Origin of the sequence: Lentzea kentuckyensis, assembly GCF_002150765.1 — a bacterium.
Taxonomy (GTDB): Bacteria; Actinomycetota; Actinomycetes; order Mycobacteriales; family Pseudonocardiaceae; genus Lentzea; species Lentzea kentuckyensis.
In genome coordinates this window covers 51994-77918 of record NZ_MUYM01000063.1, presented here as the reverse complement: position 1 = coordinate 77918, position 25925 = coordinate 51994, and the positions used below count along the sequence as shown (strand labels likewise).

Sequence of the window (25925 nt, the reverse complement as noted above, 5' to 3'; positions counted from 1 at the left end):
CAATCCGAAGGTGCCGCAGAGCGCCACCGGGTGCTCTTCGCGGGCCCCTTTGACATACCCATACCCCCCTAGGGTATAAATGACCCGAGCCCACCGCTCCCCCGGCATCACCAGCCGGCCGCGCGGTGGCCGGAGAAGGAGCGAGACATGCACGGCTACGCCGAGAACAAAGCCGCCCACCTGCGCCGCCTCCGTCGCATCGAGGGCCAGGTCCGCGGCTTGCAGCGGATGATCGAGACCGACGAGTACTGCATCGACGTGCTCACTCAGATCTCCGCCGCCACCAGGGCGTTGCAGGCGGTCTCACTGGGGCTGCTCGACGAGCACCTCAAGCACTGCGTGAGCCAGGCCATCAGCGAGGGCGGCGACACGGCCGACGCGAAGATCGCGGAAGCCAGTGACGCCATCGCCCGCCTGGTCCGCTCCTAACCCGCGAGGAGAAGACCCATGAGCGAGTCCGTCTACACCGTCAACGGCATGACCTGCGGCCACTGCGTCAACTCGGTGACCGAGGAGGTCGCCGCGATCGCCGGCGTCGACACGGTGGCCGTCGACCTGCCGACCGGCCAGATGACGATCACCAGCACCACTCCGATCGCGCTGGACGACGTGCGGGCCGCGGTCACCGAGGCCGGTTACGAGCTGGTGCAGCGATGAGGACCGGATACAAGGTCGCGCTCTACGGCGCGACGCTCGCCGTCATCTTCGGCGGCACCTGGGCGGCCGGAGCAGCGGCCGGGCCCACCGTCCAGGAAGCGCCGCCGGCAAGCCACAACGAGCACGAGCCGGAAGCGGCAAGGGTTCCACCGGGACTGTCCGTTCAGGACAACGGCTACACCCTCGTCCTGCACGACAAGGAATCCCTCGGCTTCCACATCAACGGACCGGACGGGCAGCCCGTCACGAAGTTCGCCGTGGAGCACGAGAAGCGCCTGCACCTGATCGTCGTCCGCCGGGACGGGTCGAACTTCCGGCACGTGCACCCGGAGATGTCACCGGACGGCACGTGGCGAGTGCCGCTCAGCCTCGAGCAGGCCGGCACCTACCGGGTGTTCGCCGACTTCAGGCCGGAGGACGGGCCCAAGACCACGCTCGGCGCCGATGTCCAGGTCGCCGGTGACTACCAGCCACGACAGCACCCGAACAGCAACAAGTTCACCGTCGACGGCTATGAGGTAACCCTCAACGGTGACCTCACCGCGAACACCGCGTCGACCGTCACGATCGACATCACCAAGAACGGCCAACGAGTCCAGGACCTGCAGAACTACCTGGGCGCCAAGGGACACCTGGTCGCGTTGAGGTCAGCCGACCTGGCGTACCTGCACGTGCATCCCGAAGAGGGTGAGGACGTGAAGTTCGCGGTCGAGGTGCCGACGGCCGGGACCTACCGGCTGTTCCTGGACTTCCAGCACGACGACAAGGTCCGCACCGCGGAGTTCACCCTCACGACCCACGAGGAGGGCGGTCATGGCCACTGAGACCACCTCTGGCACCAACTCTGGCATCAACTCTGGCACCGTCGAGCTCTCGATCGGCGGAATGACCTGCGCCTCGTGCGCCGCGCGGATCGAGCGCAAGCTCAACAAGCTGGACGGCGTCGAGGCGTCGGTGAACTACGCGACCGAGAAGGCGCGCATCAGCTACCCGGGCGACCTCACGCCCGCCGACCTGGTGAAGGTCGTCGAGGACACCGGCTACACCGCCGAACTCCCCACCACACCAACCGAAACCGCCAAGCAGACGGACCCGCTGAAGCAGAGGCTGATCACGTCCGCGGTGCTGGCGGTGCCGGTGATCGCGCTGGCGATGATCCCGGCGCTGCAGTTCACCTACTGGCAGTGGCTGTCGCTCGCCCTCGCGGGACCGGTCGTCACCTACGCCGCATGGCCGTTCCACAAGGCCGCGTGGACGAACCTCAAGCACGGCGCCGCCACGATGGACACGTTGATCTCCATCGGCGTCGCCGCGGCGTTCCTGTGGTCGCTCTACGCGCTGTTCCTGGGCACCGCCGGCACGCCCGGCATGACGCACGGGTTCACGTTCACCATCGAGCGGATGGCCGGAACCGGCAACATCTACCTCGAGGTCGCGGCGGGCGTCACGACGTTCATCCTGGCCGGGCGCTACTTCGAGGCGCGGTCGAAGCGACGGGCGGGAGCGGCCCTGCAGGCGCTCCTCGAACTCGGCGCGAAGGACGTCGCCGTCATCAGGGACGGCCGCGAGGTGCGCGTCCCGACCGGCGAGCTCACGACGGGCGACCACTTCGTCGTCCGGCCGGGCGAGAAGATCGCCACCGACGGCGTCGTCGAGGAGGGCAGCTCCGCGGTCGACGCGAGCATGCTCACCGGCGAGTCCGTGCCCGTTGAGGTGCGAAAAGGCGATTCGGTCGTCGGCGCCACGGTCAACGTGGGTGGTCGTCTTGTCGTGCGGGCCACCCGGATCGGGGCCGACACGCAGCTCGCGCAGATGGCCAAGCTGGTCGAGGACGCGCAGAACGGCAAGGCCGAGGTGCAGCGCCTCGCGGACCGGATCTCGGCGGTGTTCGTGCCGATCGTGATCGCGCTCGCCGTCGGCACGCTGGGCTTCTGGTTGGGCACGGGCAACGGCGCGGGGGCGGCGTTCACGGCCGCCGTCGCGGTGCTGATCATCGCCTGCCCGTGCGCGCTGGGCCTGGCGACGCCGACCGCGTTGCTCGTCGGCACCGGGCGGGGCGCTCAGCTCGGCATCCTGATCAAGGGGCCGGAGGTGCTGGAGTCCACCCGCCGCGTCGACACCGTGGTGCTCGACAAGACCGGCACCGTGACGACCGGCCGGATGAGCCTGGTCAGCGTGCACACCGCGGAAGACGAGGACGAACTCCTCAAGCTGGCGGGTGCGTTGGAGCACGCATCAGAACACCCGATCGCCAAGGCCATCGTCACGGCGGCGGGCGAGGTTCCGCAGGTCGAGGGCTTCCAGAACGTCGAGGGACTCGGCGTCCATGGCGTCGTCAACGGCCACGCGGTCCTCGTCGGCCGGGAGCAGCTGCTCAACGACTGGAGCATCCAGCTCGACGCATCACTCGCCGAAGCCAAAGCGGCGGCGGAACAGCAGGGGCGCACGGCCGTGCTGGTCGCGTGGGACGGCAAGGCTCGCGGCGTGCTGGTCGTCGCCGACACGGTGAAGCCGACGTCGAAGGACGCCATCGAGAGGCTCAGGCAGCTCGGACTGCGCCCGGTGCTGCTGACCGGCGACAACAGGGCAGCGGCGGAGGCGGTCGCGGCCGAGGTCGGCATTGACGAGGTCGTCGCGGAGGTGCTGCCCGCGGACAAGGTCGACGTCGTGAAGCGCCTCCAGGACGAGGGACGCGTCGTGGCGATGGTCGGTGACGGCGTGAACGACGCCGCCGCGCTCGCCCAGGCCGACCTGGGCCTCGCGATGGGCACCGGCACGGACGTCGCGATCGAGGCCAGCGATCTCACGCTGGTGCGGGGCGACCTGAACGCCGCCGTGGACGCGATCAGGCTGTCCCGGCGCACGCTCAGCACGATCAAGGGCAACCTGTTCTGGGCGTTCGCCTACAACGTCGCCGCTCTGCCGCTCGCGGCGCTCGGCCTGCTCAACCCGATGATCGCGGGCGCCGCGATGGCGTTCTCCTCGGTGTTCGTGGTGAGCAACAGCCTGCGGTTGCGCACCTTCCACTGACGCGACCCTCACGGCGCGTTTCGTAGCCTCGGCACATCAGCATCCGATGAGAAGGAGCAGGTGTGCCGAGGTTTGCCCTGGTGGTGGCGTTGCTCGTGGCGCTCGCCGCGTGCACGTCCAGTCCGCCGCCGGCCCCCACGCCCACCTCCGGCAGCACGCAGCCCGCCGAACAGAAGCAGCAGCAGGTCTACGTGTCGATCGGCGACTCCTACGCCACGGGCTTCGCTCCGGGCGGCACCGGTGAGAGCTTCGCCCAGATCGTCGCCAGGCAGTCCGGGCTCAAGCTGATCAACCTGGCCTGCAACGGCGCCACCTCCGCCGACCTCGCCACCAAGCCCGCGTGCGGGCCGGACGCGGGCGGCAAGACCCAGCTCGACGCCGCCGTCGAGGCGTTGAAAGGCAAGAAAACCGGCCTGGTCACGGTGGTGATCGGCGGCAACGACCTGGCGCCGTGCGCGCTGTCGCAGCAACCGCTCGACTGCGCTACCAGGACCGTCGCCGACATCCAGACCAACGTCGCGGGCACCCTCACCGAGCTGCGGGAGGCCGCGCCGGACGTGAAGATCGTCGGGCTGACCTACCCGGACGTGTTCCTCGGCGCGTGGGTGAACCCGTCGTTCCCGAACGGCAAGAACCTCGCCCAGCTGTCGGTCACGATGTTCCAGGACTTCAACACCAGGATCGCCGCCCAGTACGGCCGGTTCGGCGCGAAGTTCGCCAACATCACCGAGGCGACCGGCGGGTACGGGGCGTTGTCCGAGCTGACCCAGGACCCGAAGTACGGCCAGATCCCGTCCTCGGTCGCCAAGGTGTGCACGCTCACGTACTTCTGCGACCGCACCGACGTGCATCCCACGCCTGCCGGCCACCAGGCGATCGCGGAGGCCGTCACCGCCGCGGGCCGTTGATCACGGCGGCCTCACGGACGTTCTCGTATCCTCTACTTGGAGTATCCCCGAGCGGCGAGGAGCAGGCGTGCGGAGGTTTGCGCTGGTCCTGACCCCTGCGGCGACCCTGCTGATGGCGCTGACCGCGTGTTCCGCGAGCGCACCTGAGGCCAGCGGCACCACTACGTCCGACCAACGGCTGTACGTGTCGATCGGCGACTCCTACGCCACCGGGCTCAGCCCGAACGGCACCGGCGAGAGCTTCGCCCAGATCGTCGCCAAGGAGTCCGGCCTCGGGCTGATGAACCTCGCCTGCAACGGCGCCACGTCCGCCGACCTCCTCAACGAGCAGGCGTGCGAACCGGACGCCGACGGCCGGACCCAGGTCGACGCGACCGTCGACGCGTTGCGCACGGGCAGGGTCGACCTGGTCACGATGGTGATCGGCAGCAACGACCTGCTGGAACCGTGCGCGGTGGCCGACAACCCGATGGAGTGCGCGACCGAGGCGGTCACCGGCACCAAGACCAACATCGCCACCGCGCTGACCAGGTTCCGCGAGGTGGCGCCGGACGTGCAGATCGTCGGGCTGAGCTACCCGGACGTGTTCCTCGGCGCGTGGGTGAACCGCGAGTTCCCGAACGGTGAGGACCTCGCTCGCACGTCGGTCACGATGTACGAGGGCTTCAACGGCGAGATTGCCGCGGAGTACGCGAAGTTCGGCGCGAAGTTCGTCGACATCACCAACATGACCGGCGGGTACGGGGCACTGACCGACCTGACCCAGGACCCGAAGTACGGCGAGATCCCGGCCGCGGTCGCCGAGGTGTGCACGCTCACCTACTACTGCGACGACACGGACGTGCACCCCACACCGGCCGGTCACCAGGCGATCGCGAACGCCATCATCGCGGCGGGTCGCGGAACTCCGCCCGCAACGCAGTCCCCTGTCCCACCGTCGAACTGAGGCTGAGCCGCCCACCCGCGGCCGCCACCCGGTCGTCCAGCGCGCGCAGACCGGACGCGCCGCCGATGCCGTCGTCGCTCACCTCCACCGTGACCAGCCCGTCCACGCGGGTGACCTCGATCCGCACCTCACGGGCCTGGGCGTGCTTGGCCGCGTTGGTGAGCGCTTCCGCGACCACGAAGTAGCAGGTGCGTTCCGCGACGAGCGAGAGCCGCTCATCCGGCACACCAACGAGCACGGCGGGCACCACAGACCGCTCTACCAGCGACAACAGCGCCGGACCGAGACCGGCGTCGGTCAGCAGCACGGGGTAGATGCCGCGGGCCAGCTCGCGCAGTTCGTCCAGTGCCCTGGCCAGCTCCTCCCGCGCGGCCGTCAGCAGCTCGGGCGAGTTCTCCGCCAGCCGCAACGTCAGCAGCACCGCGACCAGCCGCTGCTGCGCGCCGTCGTGGAGGTCGCGTTCGACCTGACGGCGTGCCTCGTCGGCGGCCTCCACGATCCGCCGCGCCCGCAGCTCGTTCTGCACGGCCAGAGCCGCACTCGCCGCGACCGCCCGCACGAACGCGGGATCCAGCGCGGGGTCGTGCACGAGCGCCGCCAGCCGCGTCCCGCCCGCCTCCAGGTAGGTCACGCCCCGAGACGTCGGCGCGACCTCGCCGTAGACGATCTCCAGCGACGGGTCGTGCAACGTGCGCGCCAGCACGGACCGCAGGTCGTCCGGCAGCCCGGCTCCCAGCGAGACCGCCAGCTCCCCCACCGCCGACCGGTCGAGCCGCGCCCGCACCAGTCCGTAGAGCAACGCCAGCGGCCACCCGACCAGCACCACCTCGGTCGACCACTGCAGCGGCACCTGCACGGCCTGCGGCAGCCCGAGCAACGCCGCCACGTACGTGACGACCACGGTCAGCACGATCGCCGCGCCACCCCACACGACCGGCCCGAGATCGCGCCTGGCCACCCTCCCCGAACGCAGCCAGCGCGTGATCATCCGCGCCAGCAGGGCGCTGAGCAGCACGATCCCGCTGATCATCACGACGACCGCGACGGTGGGGACGCTCGGCGAGGACACTTCGCGGATCACCACGATGTTCTGCGGTCCCTCGACCTTCGCCAGCAGCAACCAAGCCACGTTGACCGGCACCGTCAGCAGGTAGGCGACACCCACCACCACACGTTGCCAACGGCTGGTGATGCGCCCAGTCGGGTAGGTGACCAGCAGATGCCCGAGCACCGCGAGGTAGAGCGTCTTCGTGGCGACCCCGACGGCGAACGCCAGGTCGTTCTCGATCGCCCCGGTCAGCCGGACGAACCACGCCAGCCCGACCGCGATCATCAGCTGCCCGGCGGAGCTGTCCGGGCGCCGGTCCGCGGCCTCGATGCCGGCCCCGATGAACGCGAGCCCCACCGCGAGGTTCAGCACCACGGCCGGCACCGAGACCTCGTAGCCGCCCCACACCAGCGCGGCCAGCGCGAGGAATCCGGTGCCCAGCCAGAGGATTCTCATCGGCGCAGGTAGGCGAGCACGGCCAGCACCCGCCGGTTGTCGTCGGGGCCCTGCTGCAACCCGAGCTTCGTGAACACCGACCGCACGTACGCTTCGACCGTCTTGGGACTCAGGAACAACCGCTCGCAGATCGCCTGGTTGGAACGTCCCTCGGCCATCACGGCGAGCACCTCGCGTTCCCTCTGCGACAACGACTCCAGCGGGTCGTCGACCCGCCGCCTGCCCACCAGCGTCGCCACCACGCCGGGGTCGATCACCAGCCCGCCCGCCGCGACCCGCCGGACCGCGTCCGCCAGCTCGGCGGCGTCCGCCACCCGGTCCTTGAGCAGGTAACCGGCGCCGCGCGCGTCGTCGTCGAGCAGTTTGAGCGCGTAGTGCGGTTCGACGTGCGCGGACAGCACGAGCACGCCGATGTCCGGACAGGACTCGCGGATCTCCCGCGCGGCGTCGAGGCCTTCGGTGGTGAAGCCCGGTGGCATCCGGATGTCCACGACCACGACGTCCGGCGGGTCGGCGCGCACCAGAGCCAGCAGCTCGGTCGCGTCGCCCGCCTTCGCCACCACCTCGAACCCCGAGTCGGTGAGCAGTCGCGCCACGCCCTCGCGGAACAGCGCCGCGTCATCAGCCAGTGCCACCCGCATGCGCCGATGGAACCACGCGCCTGCGCCTCCACACGACCAGCAACACGGCGTTCACCACGACGAGCCCGGCCACGGCGGGGTAGAGATGCTGCATCGCGCCCGCGGTGTCGCTCACCACGAACGTCCACACGATCTTGAACAGGCCACCGCCGTTGATCGCGACCAACGCCCACATCAGCGACCGCCGCCACAACGCCGCGGCCAGACCCGCGAGCGTCAGCGGAACGAGCAGACCGACCGCGAGCTTCGCGGGCGTCCACTCCCCCAGCAGGTACTCGCGTTCGGCGGCGAGCATCTCGATCGCGCCCGCGGTCGGGTGCTCCGGCGCCGGGAACCAGGCCATGCTCGTCGCCAGCGCGACGAGCGTGAGCGCGAGGCCCCACCAGCTGCGTTTGTAGCTGAAGTACGCGAACGGCAGCAGGAACAGCGGCCGGATGTACCAGCTGAGCTCGTTGTGGTGCCTCGCCCACGCCCACGACGCGAGCTCGTTGAGCCACTCCATCTCGGTTCTCCCTTCGAGTGGCTTCCAGGGTTCGCGTTCTCACTCGCCGGAACTACGAGGGCATCCCGTGAACTGCCAGTAGGGGTAGCCCCGTATTACCCGAAAGCCTCTGTCGGTCGGCCGCCCCGGCTGACAGGCTCTGGAACCGTTGCCGCAGCGAGGAAGAGTGTTCGATGACCGTGCTACCGCACAGCACTGACGCCCTGTACCGGCTCAGCGATGCCGTCGACGGCTTCCTGCGCAGTGAGAAGGAGTTCAACCTCACCGACCCCGCCACGCACATGCTGGTGGGAGGCCGTTTCCGCACGCTCGGCGCACAGATCGGCGCCAGCGTGCTCGCGGGCGTGGCGGACGAGGACATCGCCGCGATCGTCCAGCCCGCACGGTCCGCGTGCGCGCGTACGCCGTTCATGCGCAGCGAAGAAGAGTGGACCCGCGGCTACCCGAGCGACTTCCGGCTCGTCGAGCACGTGATGGCCCAGACCAACAACGTCACGCCGGGCACCCTCGGCTGGCACGTCGAGGCCAATCTGCAGGGCTCGCCGATCAGCCAGCAGCAGCGCAACCGGGTCATGCACCAGGCCCGGCTGATCGGCGACGTGCTGACCGCGCCGCGCAACGGCCCGCGTTCGGTGCTGATGATCGCCTCCGGTGCCGCGCCCGACCTGCGGTCCATCCCGCCGGGCATCGTGCGGCCGGGCGACCGGTTCGTGCTCACCGACGTCGACCCGGACGCCCTCGCGCTGGCCCAGAAGCGGCTCGGGCTGCTCAACGACTTCACGTCCGTGGTGCCCGGCAACATCTTCCGCGCCCTGAACCCCCTGGCCGAGCTCGGACCGTTCGACCTCGTGCTCGTCAACGGCCTGTACGACTACCTCAACGACCGCGCGGCCGTGCGGCTGACCGAGGCCGTGCTGACCCGGCTGCTGCGGCCGGGCGGCACCTTCTACTTCTCCAACACCGCGGTGGGCAACCCGTTCCGGTGGCCGTTGGAGTACCTGATGGAGTGGCAGCTGATCGAGCGCGACGAGGCGGCCGTCCGGGCGTTGCTGCCGGGGTGTGACGTGTCAGTCGGTCGCGAGCCGACCGGGCTGGCGCTGCTCACGCACGTCCGCACCAGGCGTGGCTGAGGTGCTCAGCGCAGGCCGTGCGCGATCCGGGCCACGAAAGCCACCAACCGGTCAGGCGTGAACTTCTCCGGATCGGTCAGCACGAGACGACCGGACATCTCCGCCAGCGCGAGCATCGCATGACCGAGCAAGGCGGAATCCAGGTCGTCCAGGCCGCCCAGTTCCTTTAGGCCCAGCGCGGCGAGGTCCTCGATCTGGGCCAGGACGCCGGCGCGCACGAGTTCGACCTGGGCGCGGAACTCGTGCGGCGTGCCCTCGGGCGGGAGGAGCACCAGGCGCCAGCGGTCGGGGGCCTCGACGACGGCGTGCACGAAGACGCGGACGGCGTCGGCGAAGGCGTCGTCAGGGGAACGGGTGGCGAAGTCGGTGGGCAGGGCGGCGATGACCTGTTCGGTGGCGCGCGAGGCCTCGCGTTCGAGGAGCGCGCTGATGAGCTCGGCGCGGTTGGCGAACAGGTCGTAGAGCACGGGCTTGGTCACCTCGGCCTGTTTGGCGACGGATTCCATGGTCACCGTGTCGAAGCCGGCCGGGATCAGGCTCAGGGCGGCGTCCAGCAGCTGCTCGCGGCGCTGCTCCGGCGGCAGGCGGCGGGCGTACTTCCGGCGCGTTGTGCTCACGGTCCCATATTGCTACGGTGGCGTAGCTTTCACAAAGCTACGCGGGCGTAGTAATTGTCGGGAGGTCTGCGATGGAGCCGGACAACCTCGTTCTGCAACCGCGTGACGTGCGGTTCGACTGGTCCACCCTGCCGATGCACTGGGTTCCGGACGAACCGGTGACCACGCACGTCATGAACGTCCTGCACCTGCTGTTGCCGGAGGGCGAGCGGTGGTTCGTGCGGACGTTCCAGCAGGCGGTGCCGCTGATCGAGGACGACACGTTGCGCGAGGACGTGCTCGGGTTCATCGGGCAGGAGGCGATGCACGCCGAGGCGCACAGCGAGGTGCTCGACCACCTGCTCGCCAATGGCCTGGACCCGCGGCCGTTCACGCGGCAGATGGAGCACGTGTTCCGGCGGATCCTCGGGCCCAAGGCCGGGTTGAGCGAACAACAGGCGCGCGAGCAGTTGATCGAACGGGTCGCGATCGTCGCCGCCGTCGAACACTTCACGGCCTATCTGGGCGACTGGATGCTGAACGCCGACGCGCTCGACCGGGCGGGCATCCACCCCGTGATGCTGGACCTGTTGCGCTGGCACGCGGCCGAGGAGGTCGAGCACCGCAGCGTCGCGTACGACCTGATGTGCCACCTCGATCGCCGGTACGTGCGGCGCGCCCGGACGATGCTCCTGGTGGCGCCGGTGTTGTTCTGGCTGTGGGTGCGGGGCGCGCAGTTCATGGTGCGCGCCGACAGGACCACGAGGGTGCGGCTGACCTGGCGCGAGGCTGTGCGAGCGGGGCGGCGGGGGTTGCTGCCGAAGCTGTCGGAGATCTTCCGGGCGTTCCTGCGGTACTTCCACCCCGCGTACCACCCGAAGCAGGAGGGGTCCACGAGTCAGGCCGTCGCCTACCTGGCCTCCTCCCCCGCCGCGCGCGAGGCGCACTGATGCTCGGAGCGCTCACCCGGTTCGGCAACCTCTACGACGCCGCCGTCACCCGGTTCGGCGGCCGGGCGCGGCCTGGCGTGGCGCGGGATGCCTTGTGGCTCAACGTCGTCGAACGCACCGAGGTCGCGGACGGCGTGGTGAGCCTGCGGTTCGGCGGCGGCACGGCGCTGCCCGCGTGGCAGCCCGGCTGTCACGTCGACCTGCACCTGCCCAGTGGCCTGCGCCGCCAGTACTCGCTGTGCGGCGATCCGTCCGAGAGCACCTACCGGATCGCGGTGCGCGCGGTCGGCGCCGGGTCACGTGAGGTGCAGGCGTCGCGGGTCGGCGACCGGATCCAGGTGCGGGGGCCGCGCAACGCGTTCCCGTTCGCCGGCATCGGGCCCGTGGTGTTCGTGGCGGGCGGCATCGGGATCACGCCGATCCTGCCGATGGTGCACGCGGCCGCGCGGCGTGGCCTGGACTGGCGGCTCGTCTACTGCGGGCGGTCGATGGCGGCGATGCCGTTCCTGGACGAACTGCCCGTCGGCCGGGTCGACGTGCGGATCGGCCGTGGCGGACCGTTGCTGCACGACGCGACTCCCGGTGATGCCGTCTACTGCTGCGGTCCTTCGTCGATGCTCGACCAGGTGCGGGCCGAGTTCTCGTCGCGGTGGCTGCACTTCGAACGGTTCGGCCCGCCGCCGATCGTGGACGGCCGCCCGTTCACGGTCGAACTGCGCCGCAGCGGGGTATCCCTCGACGTACCCGCCGACCGGTCGGCGCTGGACGTGATCAGGGACTTCCGGCCGTCGGTCGCCTACTCGTGCCGGCAGGGCTTCTGCGGCACGTGCGACGTCGGCGGCGTGCGGATCTGCGTGGACCGGCCGACCGGCGACAGGCTACTGCTGGAGGAACTGTGAAGGTGCGTTCCGGGGAAGTCGAACTCGCCGTGCAGGTGCGCGGCACGTCCGGACCTGTTGTCCTGCTGGTGCACGGATATCCGGACACGCACACCGTCTGGGACCGGGTGGCCGCCCTGCTGGAGAAGGACTTCCGCGTCGTCACCTACGACGTGCGCGGCATGGGTGACTCGACCCCGCCGTCCACTGAGGACGGTTACCGGCTCGAACACCTGGCGCGGGACCTGTTCGCGGTGATCGACGAGGTCAGCCCGGACGAGCCGGTGCACGTCGTCGGCCACGACTGGGGCTCGATCCAGTCGTGGGAGGCCGTGACCACGCCTGGCGCCCGGATCGCCACGTTCACCTCGATCTCCGGACCATGCCTCGACCACATGGGTCACTGGTCGCGCGACGGCCTGTCGATCGCGCGCATCCGCCAGCTCGCCCGGTCCTGGTACATCGCCGCGTTCCACCTGCCGGTGCTCGCGCCGCTGTTCTGGCGCCTCTACCTCGGGCCGCGCTGGGGAGGCGTGCTGCGGCGGCTGGAGGGCGTGCGCGCCAAGCCCGCTCCCACGATCGCGCGGGACGCTGTGCGCGGGATCTCGTTGTACCGGGCCAACATCCGCCCGGTCATGCGCTCGCCGCGGCATCGCCTCGCGCCCATGCCGGTGCAGGTGATCCAGCCGACCCGCGACCGCTACATCCGCACCGAGCCACTGGACCTGGAGCGCTGGGTGCCGTCGCTGCGCCGGCGCAGGATCGCCGCCGGGCACTGGGCGCCGCTCAGCCACCCCGTGCCGCTCGCCCGGATGATCAGCGAGTTCGTCGCGGACGCCACTCCCCCGCGCGAACTGGTCGTGATCACGGGTGGTGGCAGCGGCATCGGGCGGGCGACCGCGGTGGCGTTCGCTGAAGCAGGCGCCCGAGTGGTGGTGTCCGATGTGGACTTCGCCGCGGCCAAGGAGACCGCGGAGATGGTCGACGGTCACGCGTACGGGGTCGACGTGCGGTCGGAAGAAGCCGTGCGCGCGTGGGCGCGGCAGGTCGCGGACGACCACGGCGTGCCCGATGTCGTCGTCAACAACGCCGGTATCGGCCACTCGGGGTCGTTCCTGTCGACGTCGACCGAGCAGTGGCAACGGGTGCTGGACGTCAACCTGTGGGGCGTCGTGCACGGCTGCCGGGCGTTCGGTGAGCTGATGGTCGAACGCGGAGAGGGCGGCCACATCGTGAACCTGTCCTCGGCGGCGGCCTATCTGCCGTCGAAGATCCTCTCCGCGTACGCCACCAGCAAGGCGGCGGTGTTCATGCTGTCGGACTGCCTGCGCGCCGAGCTCGCGCCGCACGCCATCGGCGTCAGCGCGATCTGCCCTGGCCTGGTGAACACGAACATCACCGCGACCACGACGTTCTCCGGCGTCAGCGCCGACGAGGAACGCCGCAAGCAGGACCGCGCGTCCCGCATCTACGCCCGGCGCGGCTTCGGCCCCGAGGGCGTGGCCGCGGAGATCGTGCGCGCCGTCCGCCGCAACCGGCCGGTGGTGCCGGTGACGGTGGAGGCGAAGGCGGCCCGGCTGGCGAGCCGGGTCGCGCCGGGCCTGTTGCGCACCTTCGCGAAACTAGTGCCGTAACCGGCAACCTTCGCCGCGTCTTCCGGCGCCCAGCAGGGCGCCTCGCGGCACCGGCCCCGCACCCGCAGCCAACCAGGATGAGGACGCGGGGCCGGCACCGCGATCCACCCGTCTGGACACCGAAATACGGGGCAAAGGCTGCCGGTTACGGCACTAAACGTCGGCTAGTTCCCCGGCGAACGCGGCGGCCAGCCGGAGCCAGGGCGCGGCCTCCTCCGGCCGGCCCTGCCGTTCCAGCGTGCGCCCGAGCAACAGGTGGGCGTAGTGCTCGACCGGGTCGCGGTCCACGATCACGCGGAGCTGCGCCTCGGCCTTGCCCAGCTGCGCCGAGTGGTAGTAGGCGCGGGCCAGCAGCAGGGAGAGGTCCGCCTGGAACGGCACTTCCCCGGCGACCTCGGCGAGCAGCTGCGCGGCCTTGGCGTAGTCCTTGGCCTCGAACAGCAACCGCGCCCGGTCCCACTTGCCGGCCGGTGTGTCCCGGTACCTGGGGTCGAACACGTGCGTGGCGGTGACCCAACGGTCTGTCATCGAAGCTCCTTCCGGACGCGTACAACGCCCTCCGCAAGGAGTTATTCCAGCAGGGGCAGCGCGGCGAAGCGGTGCGAGGCCCACAGCTGCCGGGACTCCTCCTCCGGGTACGCGGCCACGGTCGCCGGCACGTCGAAGAGCCGGGTGAGCCGCGCTTCCGGGTCGTACGAAGGCCATCCCGGGTCACCGTCGGCGGCGAACCCGACCAACGCCGCCCGCAGCGCGGCGGACAGCGCCTCGGTGTCCGCGGTGACCTCGCCCAGCACCCCCGCGGTCTGCCCTTGCGTCAGGTTGCCGAACAGCAGCGGCACGTCCAGCCCGTGGCACGCCCCGAACCGGCCCGGCGGCTCCCAGGTGACCTCGTAGAGGTGCGCCCGGCCGCCCGCGGCGACCTGCGCCTCGGCCAGGTGCAGGGACGGCATCCGGAACACCCAGTCGGAGCCGATCACCTCGTACAGCTCGTCCGAGCCCATCTCCGGGTACTCGAGGCCCGGCGCGAACACCTCCCGCACCGCCGCGGCCTGCGCGGGCGTGACCTGGCCGAGCAGTCCTTCCAGCATGGTGAGCAGCCGCTGCTCGTGGCGCGTGTGGCCGACGATCAGGTCGACGTCCCCGGTCAGCCCCTCCCACGGCACCACCGGCAGCACCTCGCCGTCCACCACCGGCGCGAACGGGATCACCTTGTGCGCGGCCTGACCCCAGCGATCGGCGAACTGCCCGATCTTGGCCATGACCTCGTCGCCCACGATCGGCAGCAGCTCCGGGTCCACAGTGGACAGTTCCTCGACCGTGGCGCGCAGGCCCAGTTCGGCTGCGCACACGGAAGCGATGTCGGCGGCAAGTTCCGGGGTGAAGAACACGCCCGGCACGCTGCTCGCCACCGCCCGGTGGAACAGGCCGGCGGCCCGCGGCATGGCCAGCAGGGCGGCGACCGAACCACCGCCCGCCGACTGACCGAAGACCGTCACGCGGGCCGGGTCACCGCCGAACCCGCGGATGTTGTCGCGCACCCATTCCAGCGCCGCGACCTGGTCCAGCAGGCCGCGGTTCGCCGGAGCGCCCTCGATGGCCGCGAAGCCCTCCATGCCCACGCGGTAGTTGAACGTCACCACCACGACGCCGTCCAACGCGAGCCGTGTGCCGTCGTACTCGGGCAGACCGGACATCCCGATCGTGTAGGCACCGCCCTGGATCCACACCAGGACCGGCAGAGCGGCGGACACGTCCGGCGACCAGACGTTCACGGTCAGCCAGTCGTCGCCGGACCGCCCCATCCCGTCCATGCCGAACACGGCGGCCTGCGGCGGGGGTGGGCCGAACGTCAGCGCGTCCCGCACGCCTTCCCACGCCGGCGCCGGCCGGGGTGCGGCGAACCGCAGAGCGCCGACCGGGGGCGCGGCGAACGGGATGCCCCGAAAGACCGCCACGCCCGCTTCCTCAGCGCCTCGAACCGTTCCGCCGCCCACTCGTACTTCGACCATGGGGGCGGATGGTCGTCCACGTGGGCCCTGCGGCGCCAGGGAATTTCCGCGTTCAGGCCGTGACCACGATCTTGGCCCGCGCGTGCGCCGACTCGACGTGCCTGATCGCGTCGGGTGCGTCGGTCAGCGGGTAGGTCCGCTCGATCACCGGCACCAGCCGTCCCGACTCGGCCAGATCGCGCAACGCGGCCAGGTTCTCCTTGCTGGGCTTGGTCTCCAGCACCACGAGCCGCTGCCGCGCGAACGGCGCGAGCACCTTGCCCTGGATGATCAACCGGTACGGGCCGAACAGCGCGCCGCCGGTGAAGCTGCCGCCGCCGGAGAGCACCAGCGTGCCGTCCGGGGTGAGCAGGCCGCGCAACTCGCTCATCGACCGGTTGCCGACCAGGTCGAAGATCACGTCGTACCGCTCACCACCGCTGGCGAAGTCCGCGGTCTTGTAGTCGATCACCACGTCCGCGCCCACCGAACGGACCTGCTCGACGTTGCGCGTGCTGCACACCGCGGTCACGATCGCCTTGCGCGCCTTGGCGATCTGCACCGCCAGCAGCCCGACGCCGCCGGACGCGCCGTTGATCAGCACCTGCTGCCCGGCCTGCAGGTCGCGCAGGCCCATCCACGCGGTGTTGCCCGCCAGCGGCAGCGTCGCCGCCTGCTCGAACGTCAGGTTCACCGGCTTGCGCTCCACCAACGCCGCGGGCACCCGGACGTACTCGGCGAAGGACCCCTCGACCTCGCCGAACACCTCGTCCCCCACCTGCAGCATCCCGCTCACCCCTGACCCGACGGCCTCGATCACGCCCGCGAAGTCCCGGCCGCGAATCCGCGCCCTCGGCCCGCGCAGCCCGAGGAACAGCCGGGCGAAGTACGGGTCGCCGCGCATGATGTGCCAGTCGGCGGCGTTCACCGACGACGCCCGCACCCGTACCAGCACCTCACCGGCCGCCGGTACGGGCCGTTCGACCTCGCGCAGCTCCAACACGTCCGCCGAGCCGTATCTGTCCTGGACGATCGCCTTCATCGCGGCCTCCCTCGCTTGCGAAGGAAGGTAAGCGGCGCGAACGCCCCGACACATCAGGGACGACCCCTAAGGTGGCCACCCGATGTCGTCCGACAGCATCCGGCGAGCGAACTCCACGGCGTCGGTGAAGTCCTTCTCGTACTTCTCGGCGCGATCGGCGCGGAAGTCCTTCGAGGGCGGGTCCGGATCCGGATTCTCGTCCGGATCCAGCTCGTGGGGCTCGACGTGATCGAGGAACGCGACCAGCTCCGGCCGCCCGGTCCTGATCAGCTCCTCGTGCCGCTCGGCGGGAAATCCGCAGGACGAGCGAGAGCCGTGATAGCCGTCGATGACACCGAGGAACATCGCGTCGAGGTTCGGGAACGACTCCTCGGCCACCACCTCGGCCGGCAGCGACGCGCTGTTGCGGCGGTGGTTCGCGGTCCAGACGTCCTGTTCCAGGTCGAGTTCCAGCAACCGCTGTGCCGCACGGGATCGGGCGAGATCCACCAGACCGTCGTCACCGATGACGTGGTCGTGCAGGCCGAGCTCCCACAGCTGCGGCAACACCGGCCACTCGGCGAGCGCGCGGGCCCCGTTCGAACCGATGTTGTTGTAGGACAACGAAAGGCTGTCGAGCATCGGGGCCACCACCGGCAGCAGGGCGATGTCGGCGTCGCCGAGCGCGCAGTCGTCCACACGCCACGTGCGCAGGCTCCGCCACGCCACCGCGTCCGGCACGGAAGGCAGGCCGCCCAGTGGATTGCCGGACACGAGCAGGGTTTCCAGCGGCAGCTCCAGCACCGCGCTCAGTCCCGTCCTGGTGAGCCCGGTCGCGGACAGGTTCAGCGTCTTCAGGGCAAGACCCGACCGTGCGACGGCTTCCGCCCCCGCGTCCCCGACCGGTTGCACGTCCCCACGGCTGTAGTGCGGCGAACCACCGCTACCACCGCTGAGGTCGAGGTGTTCGAGTGCGGGCATGCGCGCGGCGAGCAGTGTCCGCACACCTTCCGCACCGAGCTTGTTCTCGCTGAGGTCGAGGTGGCGCAGCCGGGGAAACTCCGTGTTGAACGCCGAAGCGGCGCGGTCGGTGGCGACGAGGTCGGCCAGCACGATCTTCTCGACGACGGCGGGATCGACGGCGCCGAGCACACGGGCGATCGCCGCGTCGCCGACAGGAAGGGTTTTGAGGGTCAGCTCGACAAGCTGCTCCACGACACCGCTGCCCGCGATCGCCTCGGCACCTCGCGCGCCGAGTCCTTCCCGGCCCATCCCCAGGGAGGTGCCGTGGACCGTCAGGCTGCGCAGGTTCGTGAGTTTCGCGCTGGAGAAGAACTCCTCGCACGCGACGTCGTCTGCCTCGATGACGTTGCCGAAGAACGACTTCCACAGCGGCGACTTGCCGTCGCGGCCGCAGCGGAAGCCGATCGCGAGCCGGTCCAGTGCGGCCAGCTGCGGGCAGCCGGCCAGCTCACGAGCCTCCTCGAGGCTCGCCACGAGCACCTCGGCGGAGGTCAGGTCCGGCGCCAGATCGTTGCGCAGCAGGTGAATCAGGTCGGGTGCGCGCAGGCCGGCGTGCCGCAGCCGGGTCGGCCGGTCGATCAGGATCGGCGGAATCTCGAAGTACCACAGGCTGTCCCACACCCGCACGGCCACGAGCGACTCCAGTCGCGTGACCGCCTCACCGGACGCGAACCGGGCGAGCGCGGCGGCGTTGAGCTCGGACAGCCCGCTGAACTCCACGGAGCGCAGCTGTTCCCAGTGGTCGGCGAACTCCGCGAGGGCCGCCATTTGCTCGTTGTCGTACCAGGCGAGCACCAAATGACTCACGGCACGAACCTCCGCACGGGCGCGCGGATCCGGCATGGACAGCTTGCGCAGCCCGTTGTGGTCGCGGCGGAGATCGAGCGAACGAACCAGCCCCCACACCGGTTTGGTGAAACCGGACTCCAGTGCGGCCGTCCAGGACCACGGCGCCCGACGCGTCTCGTCCGGCCACGAGGAGAGTTGTTCTTCGCACCACGCAAGGAGTCCCGGTTCCGCGCCGGCTCTCGTCACGGCAGCACAGAGCGCGCGGAACGCCAACCTGGTCGGCGTTCCGCGCAGCGCTCTTTCGACTTCGGGGATCATTTTCGCAACCTACAGCGGAAGCTGTTGTCCCGTCTGCTCCTTGACCATGTACTCGGCGTACCAGTCGGGCCAGTTCTCGTCGAACTCGCCGCCGTTGCGCTTCTCGTGCTCGCCGTGCGCCGACGCGGCGCGGCGCAACGCCGAGGCCAGGTCGGTGATCGAGCCGTAGGACGTGTCGTCGGCGTCGACGCGGCCGGGCAGCCGGGTCGTGACCTCCTGCAGGATCCACAGGTTGCCGTCCGGGTCGGCGAACTCGGCGCGGGTGAAGTAGCTGCGCCGCTCGGGGTCCGCGCCTTCGACGGGACCGTCGGGGCCGCCGTGGTAGAGCGGGCCGACCTTGATTCCGGCGGCCAGCAGGGCTTCGTGCGTCTCGACGATGTCCGAGACGATCAGGAAGTGCCGTCCCGAACCGGGTGCCGCGGTCGTGACGCCCTCACCGAAGTGGATGGACGCGTTCGAACCGTACGGGGTGAACTGCACGACCCACGGCGGGGTGACGTCCAGGCGCCAGCCGAGCCGGCCGTAGAACTCCTTGGCGCGCTCGACATCGGTGACTCCGATGACGGTGACTTCGAGCTTCATGTCGATCTGTGCGAGGTTCTTCACTTCACTACTTCCTTTGCGAGGTCGCGGAGTGCGTTGAGGAACGCCTCCGAAGAGGTGCTGGATGACGTCGGGCTGGGTCACACACGTCCCGGAAGGCGCGTCGTGACCTCCTGCAGCACCCAGCCGTTGCCGTCGGGGTCGCTGAACGAGAGGTACGACCCGTAGCTGGTGCGGCCGGGAGCGGGACCGTCGACCCTGCCCTCGGTACCCGCGTGGTGGAAGACGCCGGTCTTGTCGTGGAAGATCTCGCTGACCTCGACACCGCGGCCGATCAGGTCCTCCCTGGCGGCGACGACGTCGTCGACGATCAGGTGCAGGCCCTCGGTGCTGCCGGGCGCCGCGGTGGTCACGCCGCTGCCGAAGATGATCGACGCGGGCGAGCCGGGCGGGGTGAACTGGGTGAGGCGGTAGCCCTCGTCGTCGGCGAACTCGGCGTCGTGGCGCCAGCCGAGCGTCTTGTAGAAGTGGATCGCCCGGTCGATGTCGCTCACCGGGATGACCGCCAGCTCGAACTTGTAGTCCATCGGGGTTCAACTCCTTCGTTTTCTTCGATGAGTCGAGATTGCTCCCGCCAGGGGGTCGCTCGAACCCGTGGAACCCCCTGGTCACTCCCTGGCCCGTAGGCTCAGGCCCGTGTCGGACGATCTCCTGGGCAGGCGCACCGAGGGCGAGAAGCTGGACCGGCTGCTGACCGACGCGAAGTCGGGCAGTGGTCAGGTGCTGGTCCTGCGGGGTGAGGCCGGGATCGGCAAGACCGCGCTGCTCGACCACGTGTCGGAACGGGCCGCGGGGTTCCGGGTGGCGCGGGCCGCCGGGGTGGAGGCCGAGAGCGCGTTCCCCTACGCCGGGCTGCACCAGCTGTGCGTGCCGTTCCTCGACCGGCTGGACCGGCTTCCCGCGCCGCAGCGGGAGGCGCTCGGCACCGCGTTCGGGATGGCCACCGGACCCCGGCCGACGCGGTTCATGGTGGGGCTCGCGGTGCTGACGCTGCTCGCCGAGGTCGCAGACGAACAGCCGCTGGTGTGCCTGGTCGACGACGCGCAGTGGCTCGACTCGATGTCGTCGGCGGTGCTCGGGTTCGTCGCGCGCCGGCTCCTCGCGGAACGGATCGCGCTGGTCTTCGTGCTGCGCGAGGGCAACGACCACCTCGACGGGCTGCCCGAGCTGTTCGTGCGCGGCCTGGACGACGCGGACGCCCGCGCGTTGCTGGAGTCGGTGATCAAGGGGCCGGTGGACGGCCGGGTGCGCGACCGGATCGTCGCCGAGGCTCGCGGCAACCCGCTCGCGTTGCTGGAGCTGCCGCGCGCGTGGACGACCGCCGAGCTGGCGGACGGGCTCGACTCCGAGCCGTTGACCAGCCGGATCGAGCAGGGCTTCGTCCGGCAGATCGAACCGCTGCCCGCCGACACCCGGCTGCTGATGCTGACCGCCGCCGCCGAACCGCTCGGTGACGCCACCCTGCTGTGGCAGGCCGCCGGCCTGCTCGGACTCGGTGCGGATCCCGCGGCCGCCGCGCTGGGCACGGGCCTGATCGAGTTCGGCGCGCGAGTGCGGTTCCGGCATCCGCTGGTGCGCTCCGCCGTGTACCGGTCGGCGTCCGCGGTGGACCGGCAGCGCGTGCACCGGGCGCTGGCCGACGTGACCGACCCGGCGATCGACCCGGACCGCCGCGCGTGGCACCGCGCGCACGGCACCACCTCACCGGACGAGGAGGTGGCCGCCGACCTGGAGATCTCGGCGTCGCGCGCCCAGGCTCGTGGCGGTCTGCTCGCCGCGGCCGCGTTCCTCGAACAGGCAGCGGTGCTCACCCCCGAACCCGGCCGGCGCGCCTCCCGTGAGCTGGCGGCGGCCCGGTCCAAGCGCGACGCGGGTGCGTTGGACGCGGCGCTGCGACTGCTGTCCGCGGTGCAGGCCGGTCCGCCGGACGAGCGGCGCAGCGCTGAGATCGAGCACCTGCGCGGGCACATCGCGTTCGACCAGCGCCGGGTCGCCGACGCCGCGCCGCTGCTGTTCAGCGCCGCCCGCCGGCTCGCCCCGTTCGACGCCGACCTGGCCCGCGAGACCCACCTGGAGGCGCTGTCGGCCGCGATCTGGGCCGGTTCGCCACTCGCCGACGCCGCCCGCACCGCTCCCCCGCCGCGCACCCCGCCGTGCGCGCTGGACCTGGTGCTCGAAGCCCTGTCGACCCGCGTCACCTCCGGCTACCCGGCCGCTGTGCCGCTGATGGCCCGCGCGCTCGACGAGGTGCGCGGGCTGAAGGTGGGCGCCGACGACATCAGCCGCGTGCCGTGGCTGTTCGGCAACCGTGCGAGCGGAATCATCGCGAGCGAGATGTGGGACTTCGACACGCGCCGCGCGTTCGCCCAGCAGCAGGTCCGCCTCTCCCGTGCCGCCGGCGCCCTCGTGCAGCTGCAGTTCGCGCTGAACTTCCTGGCGGACAACGAACTCATGGCCGGCGAACCGGCCGCCGCGCAGGCGTTGCTCGACGAGGACGTGCGCATCTCCGAGGTCAGCGGCACCCCGCCGGTGGGCTACGCGCTGCTGCTGCGGGCCGCCTTCCGCGGCGAGGACAAGGCCACCTCCGTTGGTGCACAAGCACGTTCGGACAGCCAGGGCCGGCTGGCCACCATCGCGGACTGGACGCTCGCGATCCTCCACAACGGACTGGGCCGCCACGACCTGGCCCGCGACGCCGCGCTGCGCGTGTTCCGCTCCGACGCCCTGGGCTACAGCAGCCTGGTCGCCACCGAACTGGCCGAGGCCGCCTCCCGCACCGGCGAGACCGAGCTGGTCGCCGAGGCGCTGGACCGTTCGGCGGACTGGGTCGACACCGCCTGGTCGCTGGGCGCCAAGGCCCGTCTGCGCGCCCTGACCGGTGTGCCGGAAGGCTTCCGCGAGTCGATCGACCACTTCGCCCGCACGTCGTTGAAGCCCGAACTGGCCCGCGCGCACCTGCTGTACGGCGAATGGCTGCGCCGTGAGGGCCAGCGCGTCGAGGCCCGTGATCACCTCCGCACGGCCCACGAGATGCTCACCGCCTGCGGCATGTCGGCGTTCGCCGAGCGGGCGTGGCGGGAACTGCAGGCCACCGGCGAGACGGCCCGCAAACGCACCGCCGAGCCCACCGACGAGCTGACCGCGCAGGAGTACCAGATCGCCCGCCTGGCGCGGGAGGGCTACTCGAACCCGGAGATCGGCACCCGGCTGTTCATCAGCCCGCGGACGGTGGAGTGGCACCTGCGCAAGGTGTTCGGCAAGGTCGGCGTGACCTCGCGCCGCCAGCTGCGCGACGCGAGGTTCTAGTAGGTTGTCGCGGCCTAGTTGTGCTCCCGGTTGTGGATGAAGGGACCCTTCATCCACCTCAGGTCGATGAAGGGTCCCTTCATCCACGGGGCAAGCGCCAGAACCAAGCCGCGACGCGGTACTGGCGGCGTGGCCCGGAACGTAGGCGAGGTAATCCACGCTCAGCAGGGCGCCTCGCGGCACCGCCCCCGCGCCCCCATACATCCAGCATGAAGGCGCGGGGGGGCGGCACTGTGGACTTTCAGTTCCCGGCGGCCAGCCAGTCGTGAAGGCTGGTCGGCTGCAGCTGAGCGCCCGCGTTCGGCACGAGCTGCTTGCCGGTCAGCAACGTGCCGAAGTACTTGGCCTGCGGGTCGCTCACGACCTCGCGCTCGTCCTTGCGTTGCGTGAGCACCGTGCGGATCCACCCGTCCATGGTGAGCTCCTCCGGTCCGCCGATCTCCAGCACGCCGCCGACCGGCTCGGTCGCCGCCGTCCTGGCGACGACCGCGGCGACGTCCGCGGCCGCGATCGGCTGCACGCCGCCGTGCGGGAGGTGCACGGCGCCGTCCACCTCGGCGGAGTTCGCGATGGCACCCGCGAACTCGAAGAACTGGGTGGCGCGGATGATCGAGTACGTGAGGCCCGACTCCGCGATGAGCTTCTCCTGCGCCACCTTCGCGCGCAGGTAACCGGATTCGGGCAGCTCGTCCGTGCCGACGATCGACAGCGCCACGTAGTGGCCGACGCCGGCCTCCTTGGCGGCCTTCGTCAGGTTGGTGGTCGCGGCGGTGAAGAAGTTCATGACGTCGTCGTCGGCGAACGACGGCGAGTTCGACACGTCGACCAGCACGTCGGCGCCCTGCAGGACCTCCTTGACGCCCTCACCGGTCACCGTGTCGACGCCGCTGTTCGGGGACGCGGGCACGGCGTCGTGGCCGTGCTCGCCGAGCCGCTTCACGACCTGGCTGCCGATCAACCCGGTGCCGCCGATGACAACGATCCTCATGGGTCCGTCCCTCTCGTGGTTCCCGCCGGAATGCGGGTGTTCACGAGCTAAGACAGGACAGCCGCCGCGGTTGTGACAGGCCTACTGGAAGGCCTTGAGTTTCTCGGGGTTGACCAGCCACAACACCTGTTCGACACCGTCCGCGGAAGCCGTCACGGTGATCACCGCGTAGGTGCTGTCGTCCTTGCGCAACCGGACCGCGGTGAGCCCGTTCGCCTCGACGAACGACACCTCCGCGCCCGCCCAGAACGACGGCGCCCAGCCCGAGATGATCTTCGCCAGGCTCTGCGCCCCGTACAGCGGACGACCCGCCGCCCTGATGGCGCCGTTGCTGTCGGAGTAGCTCACGACGTCCTGCGCGAACAGCTTCTCCAGCCCGGCCAGGTCTCCCGCCTGCGCGGCGGCGACGAACGCCTCCAGCAACCTGCGCTGGTCAGCCCGATCGACGGGAGCCTTCCGCTCGGCCGCGAGGTGTTTGCGCGCCCGGCTGACCAGCTGCCGGGTCGCGACCTCGCTGGTCTGCACGATCTCGGCGATCTCCCGGTAGGGGTAGTCGAACGCCTCGCGCAGCACGTACGCGGCCCGTTCGGTCGGCGTCAGCTTCTCGAGCAGCATCAGCACCGCGAGCTCCAGCACCGCGCCCTGTTCGGCCCCGACCTGCGGATCGGCGCTCGTGTCCACCGGCTCCGGCAGCCACGGTCCGACGTAGGTCTCGCGGCGGGCCCGCGCGGTCTGCGACTCGTTGATCGCGAGCCGGGTGATGGCCGTCGCCAGGTAGGCCTCGGGGTTGAGCACGGCGTCGCGGTCCGCGAGCTGCCAGCGCAACCAGACCTCCTGCACCAGGTCCTCGGCGTCGGCCACGCTGCCGGTCATGCGGTAAGCGATGCCGAACAGTCTCGGCCGGGCCGCCGCGAACGCCGACTCCGCTTCGTCGAGCTGCTGGGTCATCGGACCGCTCCCCTCTTCCCATCGCCACGTTAGCGCTGTCGCAGCCGTGACCACGTACCCGCCGTTCCCAGGTCCGCGAGATCATCCTGGTGAAAGATCTGGTCGCGTGACCACAGAACGCCCCCACCCGCCGATGCAGGGCGACGAGCGCGAGACCCTGCGCACGTTCCTCGACTTCCACCGCGCCACCCTCGCGATGAAGTGCGAAGGCCTGTCCGACGACGACCTGCGCCGCCGCTCGATGCCCCCGTCCACGCTGACGCTGCTAAGCCTGGTGCGGCACATGGCCGAGGTCGAGCGCACCTGGTTCCGCAAGGTGATCAACGGCGAGGACATCCCGTTGGTGTGGTCGGACGACAACGACTACCAGGTGGCCTACGACGCCTCGAATTCGAGCCGCGCCGAGGCGTTCGACGCCTGGCAGCAGGAGGTCGAGCACGCGCGCAAGATCGAGCGCGAGGCCGAGTCGCTCGACGTGACGGGTTATCAGCCGAGGTGGGGCGAGCAGGTGTCGTTGCGGCTGGTCATGCACCATCTCTGCCACGAGTACGCGCGCCACAACGGCCACGCGGACTTCCTGCGCGAGGGAATCGACGGCGTCACGGGCGCCTGACCGACTCCGGCCGCGCCGGGCTCCGGTAGCCGAGGTCGGCGCTCATCCGTGCCGCGATGTCGAGCAGCAACGGCACGACATCACTCCGGATCTCCTCAACGGACGACCGCCCGACGGAGGTCGAGGACGCGAGCGCCGCCACCACGTCGCCGGACCTGTCGCGCACCGGAGCGGACACCGAGAGCAGCCCGATCTCCAGTTCCTCCTCGACGATCGACCACCCGTCCGCGCGAACCTGCCGCAGCAGATCGCGCAACGCCTCGGGGTCGGTGACCGTGTGCCGGGTCAGCGCGGGCAGCTCGCCGGCGATGTTCTCCTCGACCACCACGTCCGGCGCCCACGCGAGCAGCACCCGGCCCATCGACGTCGCGAACGCCGGGATCCGGGTGCCGATCGACACGTTGATGGTCATGATCCGCCGCACCGGCACGCGGGCGACGTAGACCGCGTCGCGTCCGTCCAGCGCTCCGAGCGAAGCGGACTCACCGGTTTTCGCGGACAGGTCCAGCAGGTGCGGGTGCGCGACCTCGATCATCGCGTTCGACGCCGAGTAGTGCTGCCCGATGCTCAGCACCCGTGGCGTCAGCGACCACCTGCTGCCGGCCGCCCGCACGTACCCGAGCCGTTGCAACGTGAGCAGGATCCGGCGCACGGCCGGACGGGACAACCCGGTGGCGGCGGCCAGTTCCGCGAGGTTCGGACTGATCCGGTCCTCGTCGAACGCGAGCAGCACCGCGAACCCGCGCTCGATGCTCTGGATGAAGTCGCGCTCGTCCGGACCGCTCGTCATCGGCCCATCCTCCCGTTGACAGCACCACAAGGCCCGGTGCACTCTGATGTAACCGCAGCGCGTACATATTGTACGCACAGCGTACAGGAAGAGCGGGAGAGTGGGACTCAATCACCTCAGCGGCGGGTATTCCGTGTCACCGCAACAACCCGCGGCCGCCGG

25 protein-coding genes are annotated in these 25925 nt (G+C 70.5%); 12 read left to right on the top strand and 13 right to left on the bottom strand.

The features are described 5' to 3' along the window. The first annotated feature begins 147 nt into the window (after positions 1 to 147). From B0F77_RS28190 to B0F77_RS28165, 6 genes are all read left to right on the top strand, one after another. Positions 148 to 429, top strand: a complete 282-nt coding sequence (locus B0F77_RS28190; RefSeq protein ID WP_086666020.1) for a metal-sensitive transcriptional regulator — start codon at positions 148 to 150, stop codon at positions 427 to 429. Between the two features lie 18 nt (positions 430 to 447). After that, positions 448 to 657, top strand: a complete 210-nt coding sequence (locus tag B0F77_RS28185) for a heavy-metal-associated domain-containing protein (protein WP_086666019.1) — start codon at positions 448 to 450, stop codon at positions 655 to 657. After that, positions 654 to 1481 (top strand): hypothetical protein, encoded by an 828-nt coding sequence (locus tag B0F77_RS28180; RefSeq protein WP_086666018.1) that lies wholly within the window; start codon positions 654 to 656, stop codon positions 1479 to 1481. The genes B0F77_RS28185 and B0F77_RS28180 overlap by 4 nt, the downstream gene beginning before the upstream one ends. Continuing rightward, positions 1471 to 3687: a heavy metal translocating P-type ATPase gene (locus B0F77_RS28175; RefSeq protein ID WP_086666017.1), complete on the top strand. Its 2217-nt coding sequence runs from the start codon at positions 1471 to 1473 to the stop codon at positions 3685 to 3687. The genes B0F77_RS28180 and B0F77_RS28175 overlap by 11 nt, the downstream gene beginning before the upstream one ends. A 62-nt stretch (positions 3688 to 3749) precedes the next feature. Then, on the top strand, positions 3750 to 4595 hold the full coding sequence (locus B0F77_RS28170; RefSeq protein ID WP_086666016.1) for an SGNH/GDSL hydrolase family protein: 846 nt from the start codon (positions 3750 to 3752) through the stop codon (positions 4593 to 4595). Positions 4596 to 4662: 67 nt separating this feature from the next. After that, entirely contained in the window at positions 4663 to 5541 is an 879-nt protein-coding gene (locus tag B0F77_RS28165; RefSeq protein ID WP_086666015.1) for an SGNH/GDSL hydrolase family protein, read from the top strand. On the opposite strand, the gene B0F77_RS28160 is transcribed toward B0F77_RS28165, so the two are convergent. The 3 genes from B0F77_RS28160 to B0F77_RS28150 are packed head-to-tail and all read right to left on the bottom strand — an operon-like array spanning position 5480 to position 8188. After that, a complete protein-coding gene (locus B0F77_RS28160) occupies positions 5480 to 7045 on the bottom strand; it encodes a sensor histidine kinase (RefSeq protein WP_086666014.1) in 1566 nt (521 codons plus the stop codon). The genes B0F77_RS28165 and B0F77_RS28160 overlap by 62 nt on opposite strands. Next, entirely contained in the window at positions 7042 to 7686 is a 645-nt protein-coding gene (locus B0F77_RS28155) for a response regulator transcription factor (RefSeq protein ID WP_086666013.1), read from the bottom strand. Before B0F77_RS28155 ends, B0F77_RS28160 begins: the two co-directional genes overlap by 4 nt. Next, the gene (locus tag B0F77_RS28150) at positions 7667 to 8188 is read right to left on the bottom strand and encodes a hypothetical protein (RefSeq protein WP_086666012.1); all 522 of its coding nucleotides are present in this window, start codon (positions 8186 to 8188) and stop codon (positions 7667 to 7669) included. The genes B0F77_RS28155 and B0F77_RS28150 overlap by 20 nt, the downstream gene beginning before the upstream one ends. Positions 8189 to 8361: 173 nt before the next feature. Between B0F77_RS28150 and B0F77_RS28145 the strand changes: the two genes are divergently transcribed. Next, complete coding sequence (locus B0F77_RS28145) at positions 8362 to 9318, top strand: class I SAM-dependent methyltransferase (protein WP_086666011.1); 957 nt, start codon at positions 8362 to 8364, stop codon at positions 9316 to 9318. A gap of 5 nt (positions 9319 to 9323) precedes the next feature. Here the strand turns inward: B0F77_RS28145 and B0F77_RS28140 are convergent, their stop codons facing one another. Continuing rightward, positions 9324 to 9935: a TetR/AcrR family transcriptional regulator gene (locus B0F77_RS28140; RefSeq protein WP_086666010.1), complete on the bottom strand. Its 612-nt coding sequence runs from the start codon at positions 9933 to 9935 to the stop codon at positions 9324 to 9326. Positions 9936 to 10006: 71 nt separating this feature from the next. Between B0F77_RS28140 and B0F77_RS28135 the strand changes: the two genes are divergently transcribed. The 3 genes from B0F77_RS28135 to B0F77_RS28125 are packed head-to-tail and all read left to right on the top strand — an operon-like array spanning position 10007 to position 13376. Continuing rightward, positions 10007 to 10864, top strand: coding sequence for a metal-dependent hydrolase (locus tag B0F77_RS28135; RefSeq protein WP_086666009.1), 858 nt, complete (start codon positions 10007 to 10009; stop codon positions 10862 to 10864). Continuing rightward, positions 10864 to 11763 (top strand): PDR/VanB family oxidoreductase, encoded by a 900-nt coding sequence (locus B0F77_RS28130; RefSeq protein ID WP_211294062.1) that lies wholly within the window; start codon positions 10864 to 10866, stop codon positions 11761 to 11763. Before B0F77_RS28135 ends, B0F77_RS28130 begins: the two co-directional genes overlap by 1 nt. Before the next feature lie 2 nt (positions 11764 to 11765). Next, on the top strand, positions 11766 to 13376 hold the full coding sequence (locus B0F77_RS28125; RefSeq protein ID WP_245848740.1) for an SDR family oxidoreductase: 1611 nt from the start codon (positions 11766 to 11768) through the stop codon (positions 13374 to 13376). Between the two features lie 153 nt (positions 13377 to 13529). Here B0F77_RS28125 and B0F77_RS28120 read toward each other — a convergent pair whose 3' ends face one another. From B0F77_RS28120 to B0F77_RS28095, 6 genes are all read right to left on the bottom strand, one after another. After that, positions 13530 to 13904 carry a tetratricopeptide repeat protein gene (locus B0F77_RS28120; RefSeq protein WP_086666008.1) on the bottom strand — a complete coding sequence of 125 codons (375 nt, stop codon included), beginning with the start codon at positions 13902 to 13904 and terminating at the stop codon, positions 13530 to 13532. Positions 13905 to 13945: 41 nt separating this feature from the next. Continuing rightward, entirely contained in the window at positions 13946 to 15385 is a 1440-nt protein-coding gene (locus B0F77_RS28115; RefSeq protein WP_086666007.1) for a carboxylesterase/lipase family protein, read from the bottom strand. Between the two features lie 52 nt (positions 15386 to 15437). Beyond that, entirely contained in the window at positions 15438 to 16406 is a 969-nt protein-coding gene (locus B0F77_RS28110) for an NAD(P)-dependent alcohol dehydrogenase (protein ID WP_086666006.1), read from the bottom strand. 66 nt (positions 16407 to 16472) lie between these two features. Next, positions 16473 to 18515, bottom strand: coding sequence for a leucine-rich repeat domain-containing protein (locus B0F77_RS28105; protein ID WP_086666005.1), 2043 nt, complete (start codon positions 18513 to 18515; stop codon positions 16473 to 16475). Between the two features lie 9 nt (positions 18516 to 18524). Further along, positions 18525 to 19121, bottom strand: coding sequence for a VOC family protein (locus tag B0F77_RS28100; RefSeq protein ID WP_245848735.1), 597 nt, complete (start codon positions 19119 to 19121; stop codon positions 18525 to 18527). Between the two features lie 77 nt (positions 19122 to 19198). Further along, a complete protein-coding gene (locus tag B0F77_RS28095; RefSeq protein WP_086666004.1) occupies positions 19199 to 19645 on the bottom strand; it encodes a VOC family protein in 447 nt (148 codons plus the stop codon). Between the two features lie 109 nt (positions 19646 to 19754). Here B0F77_RS28095 and B0F77_RS28090 point away from each other — a divergent pair, with 109 nt between their 5' ends. Then, positions 19755 to 22424, top strand: a complete 2670-nt coding sequence (locus tag B0F77_RS28090; RefSeq protein ID WP_086666003.1) for a helix-turn-helix transcriptional regulator — start codon at positions 19755 to 19757, stop codon at positions 22422 to 22424. Between the two features lie 241 nt (positions 22425 to 22665). On the opposite strand, the gene B0F77_RS28085 is transcribed toward B0F77_RS28090, so the two are convergent. Both B0F77_RS28085 and B0F77_RS28080 read right to left on the bottom strand, forming a co-directional pair. After that, positions 22666 to 23412, bottom strand: a complete 747-nt coding sequence (locus B0F77_RS28085; protein ID WP_086666002.1) for an SDR family oxidoreductase — start codon at positions 23410 to 23412, stop codon at positions 22666 to 22668. Between the two features lie 81 nt (positions 23413 to 23493). Beyond that, entirely contained in the window at positions 23494 to 24360 is an 867-nt protein-coding gene (locus B0F77_RS28080) for an RNA polymerase sigma-70 factor (protein ID WP_086666001.1), read from the bottom strand. A 106-nt stretch (positions 24361 to 24466) separates the two neighbouring features. Here B0F77_RS28080 and B0F77_RS28075 point away from each other — a divergent pair, with 106 nt between their 5' ends. After that, positions 24467 to 24973, top strand: a complete 507-nt coding sequence (locus B0F77_RS28075) for a DinB family protein (protein WP_086666000.1) — start codon at positions 24467 to 24469, stop codon at positions 24971 to 24973. Here the strand turns inward: B0F77_RS28075 and B0F77_RS28070 are convergent. Continuing rightward, entirely contained in the window at positions 24960 to 25763 is an 804-nt protein-coding gene (locus tag B0F77_RS28070) for an IclR family transcriptional regulator domain-containing protein (RefSeq protein WP_086665999.1), read from the bottom strand. The two genes, B0F77_RS28075 and B0F77_RS28070, sit on opposite strands and share 14 nt — an antisense overlap. Between the last annotated feature and the right edge of the window lie 162 nt (positions 25764 to 25925).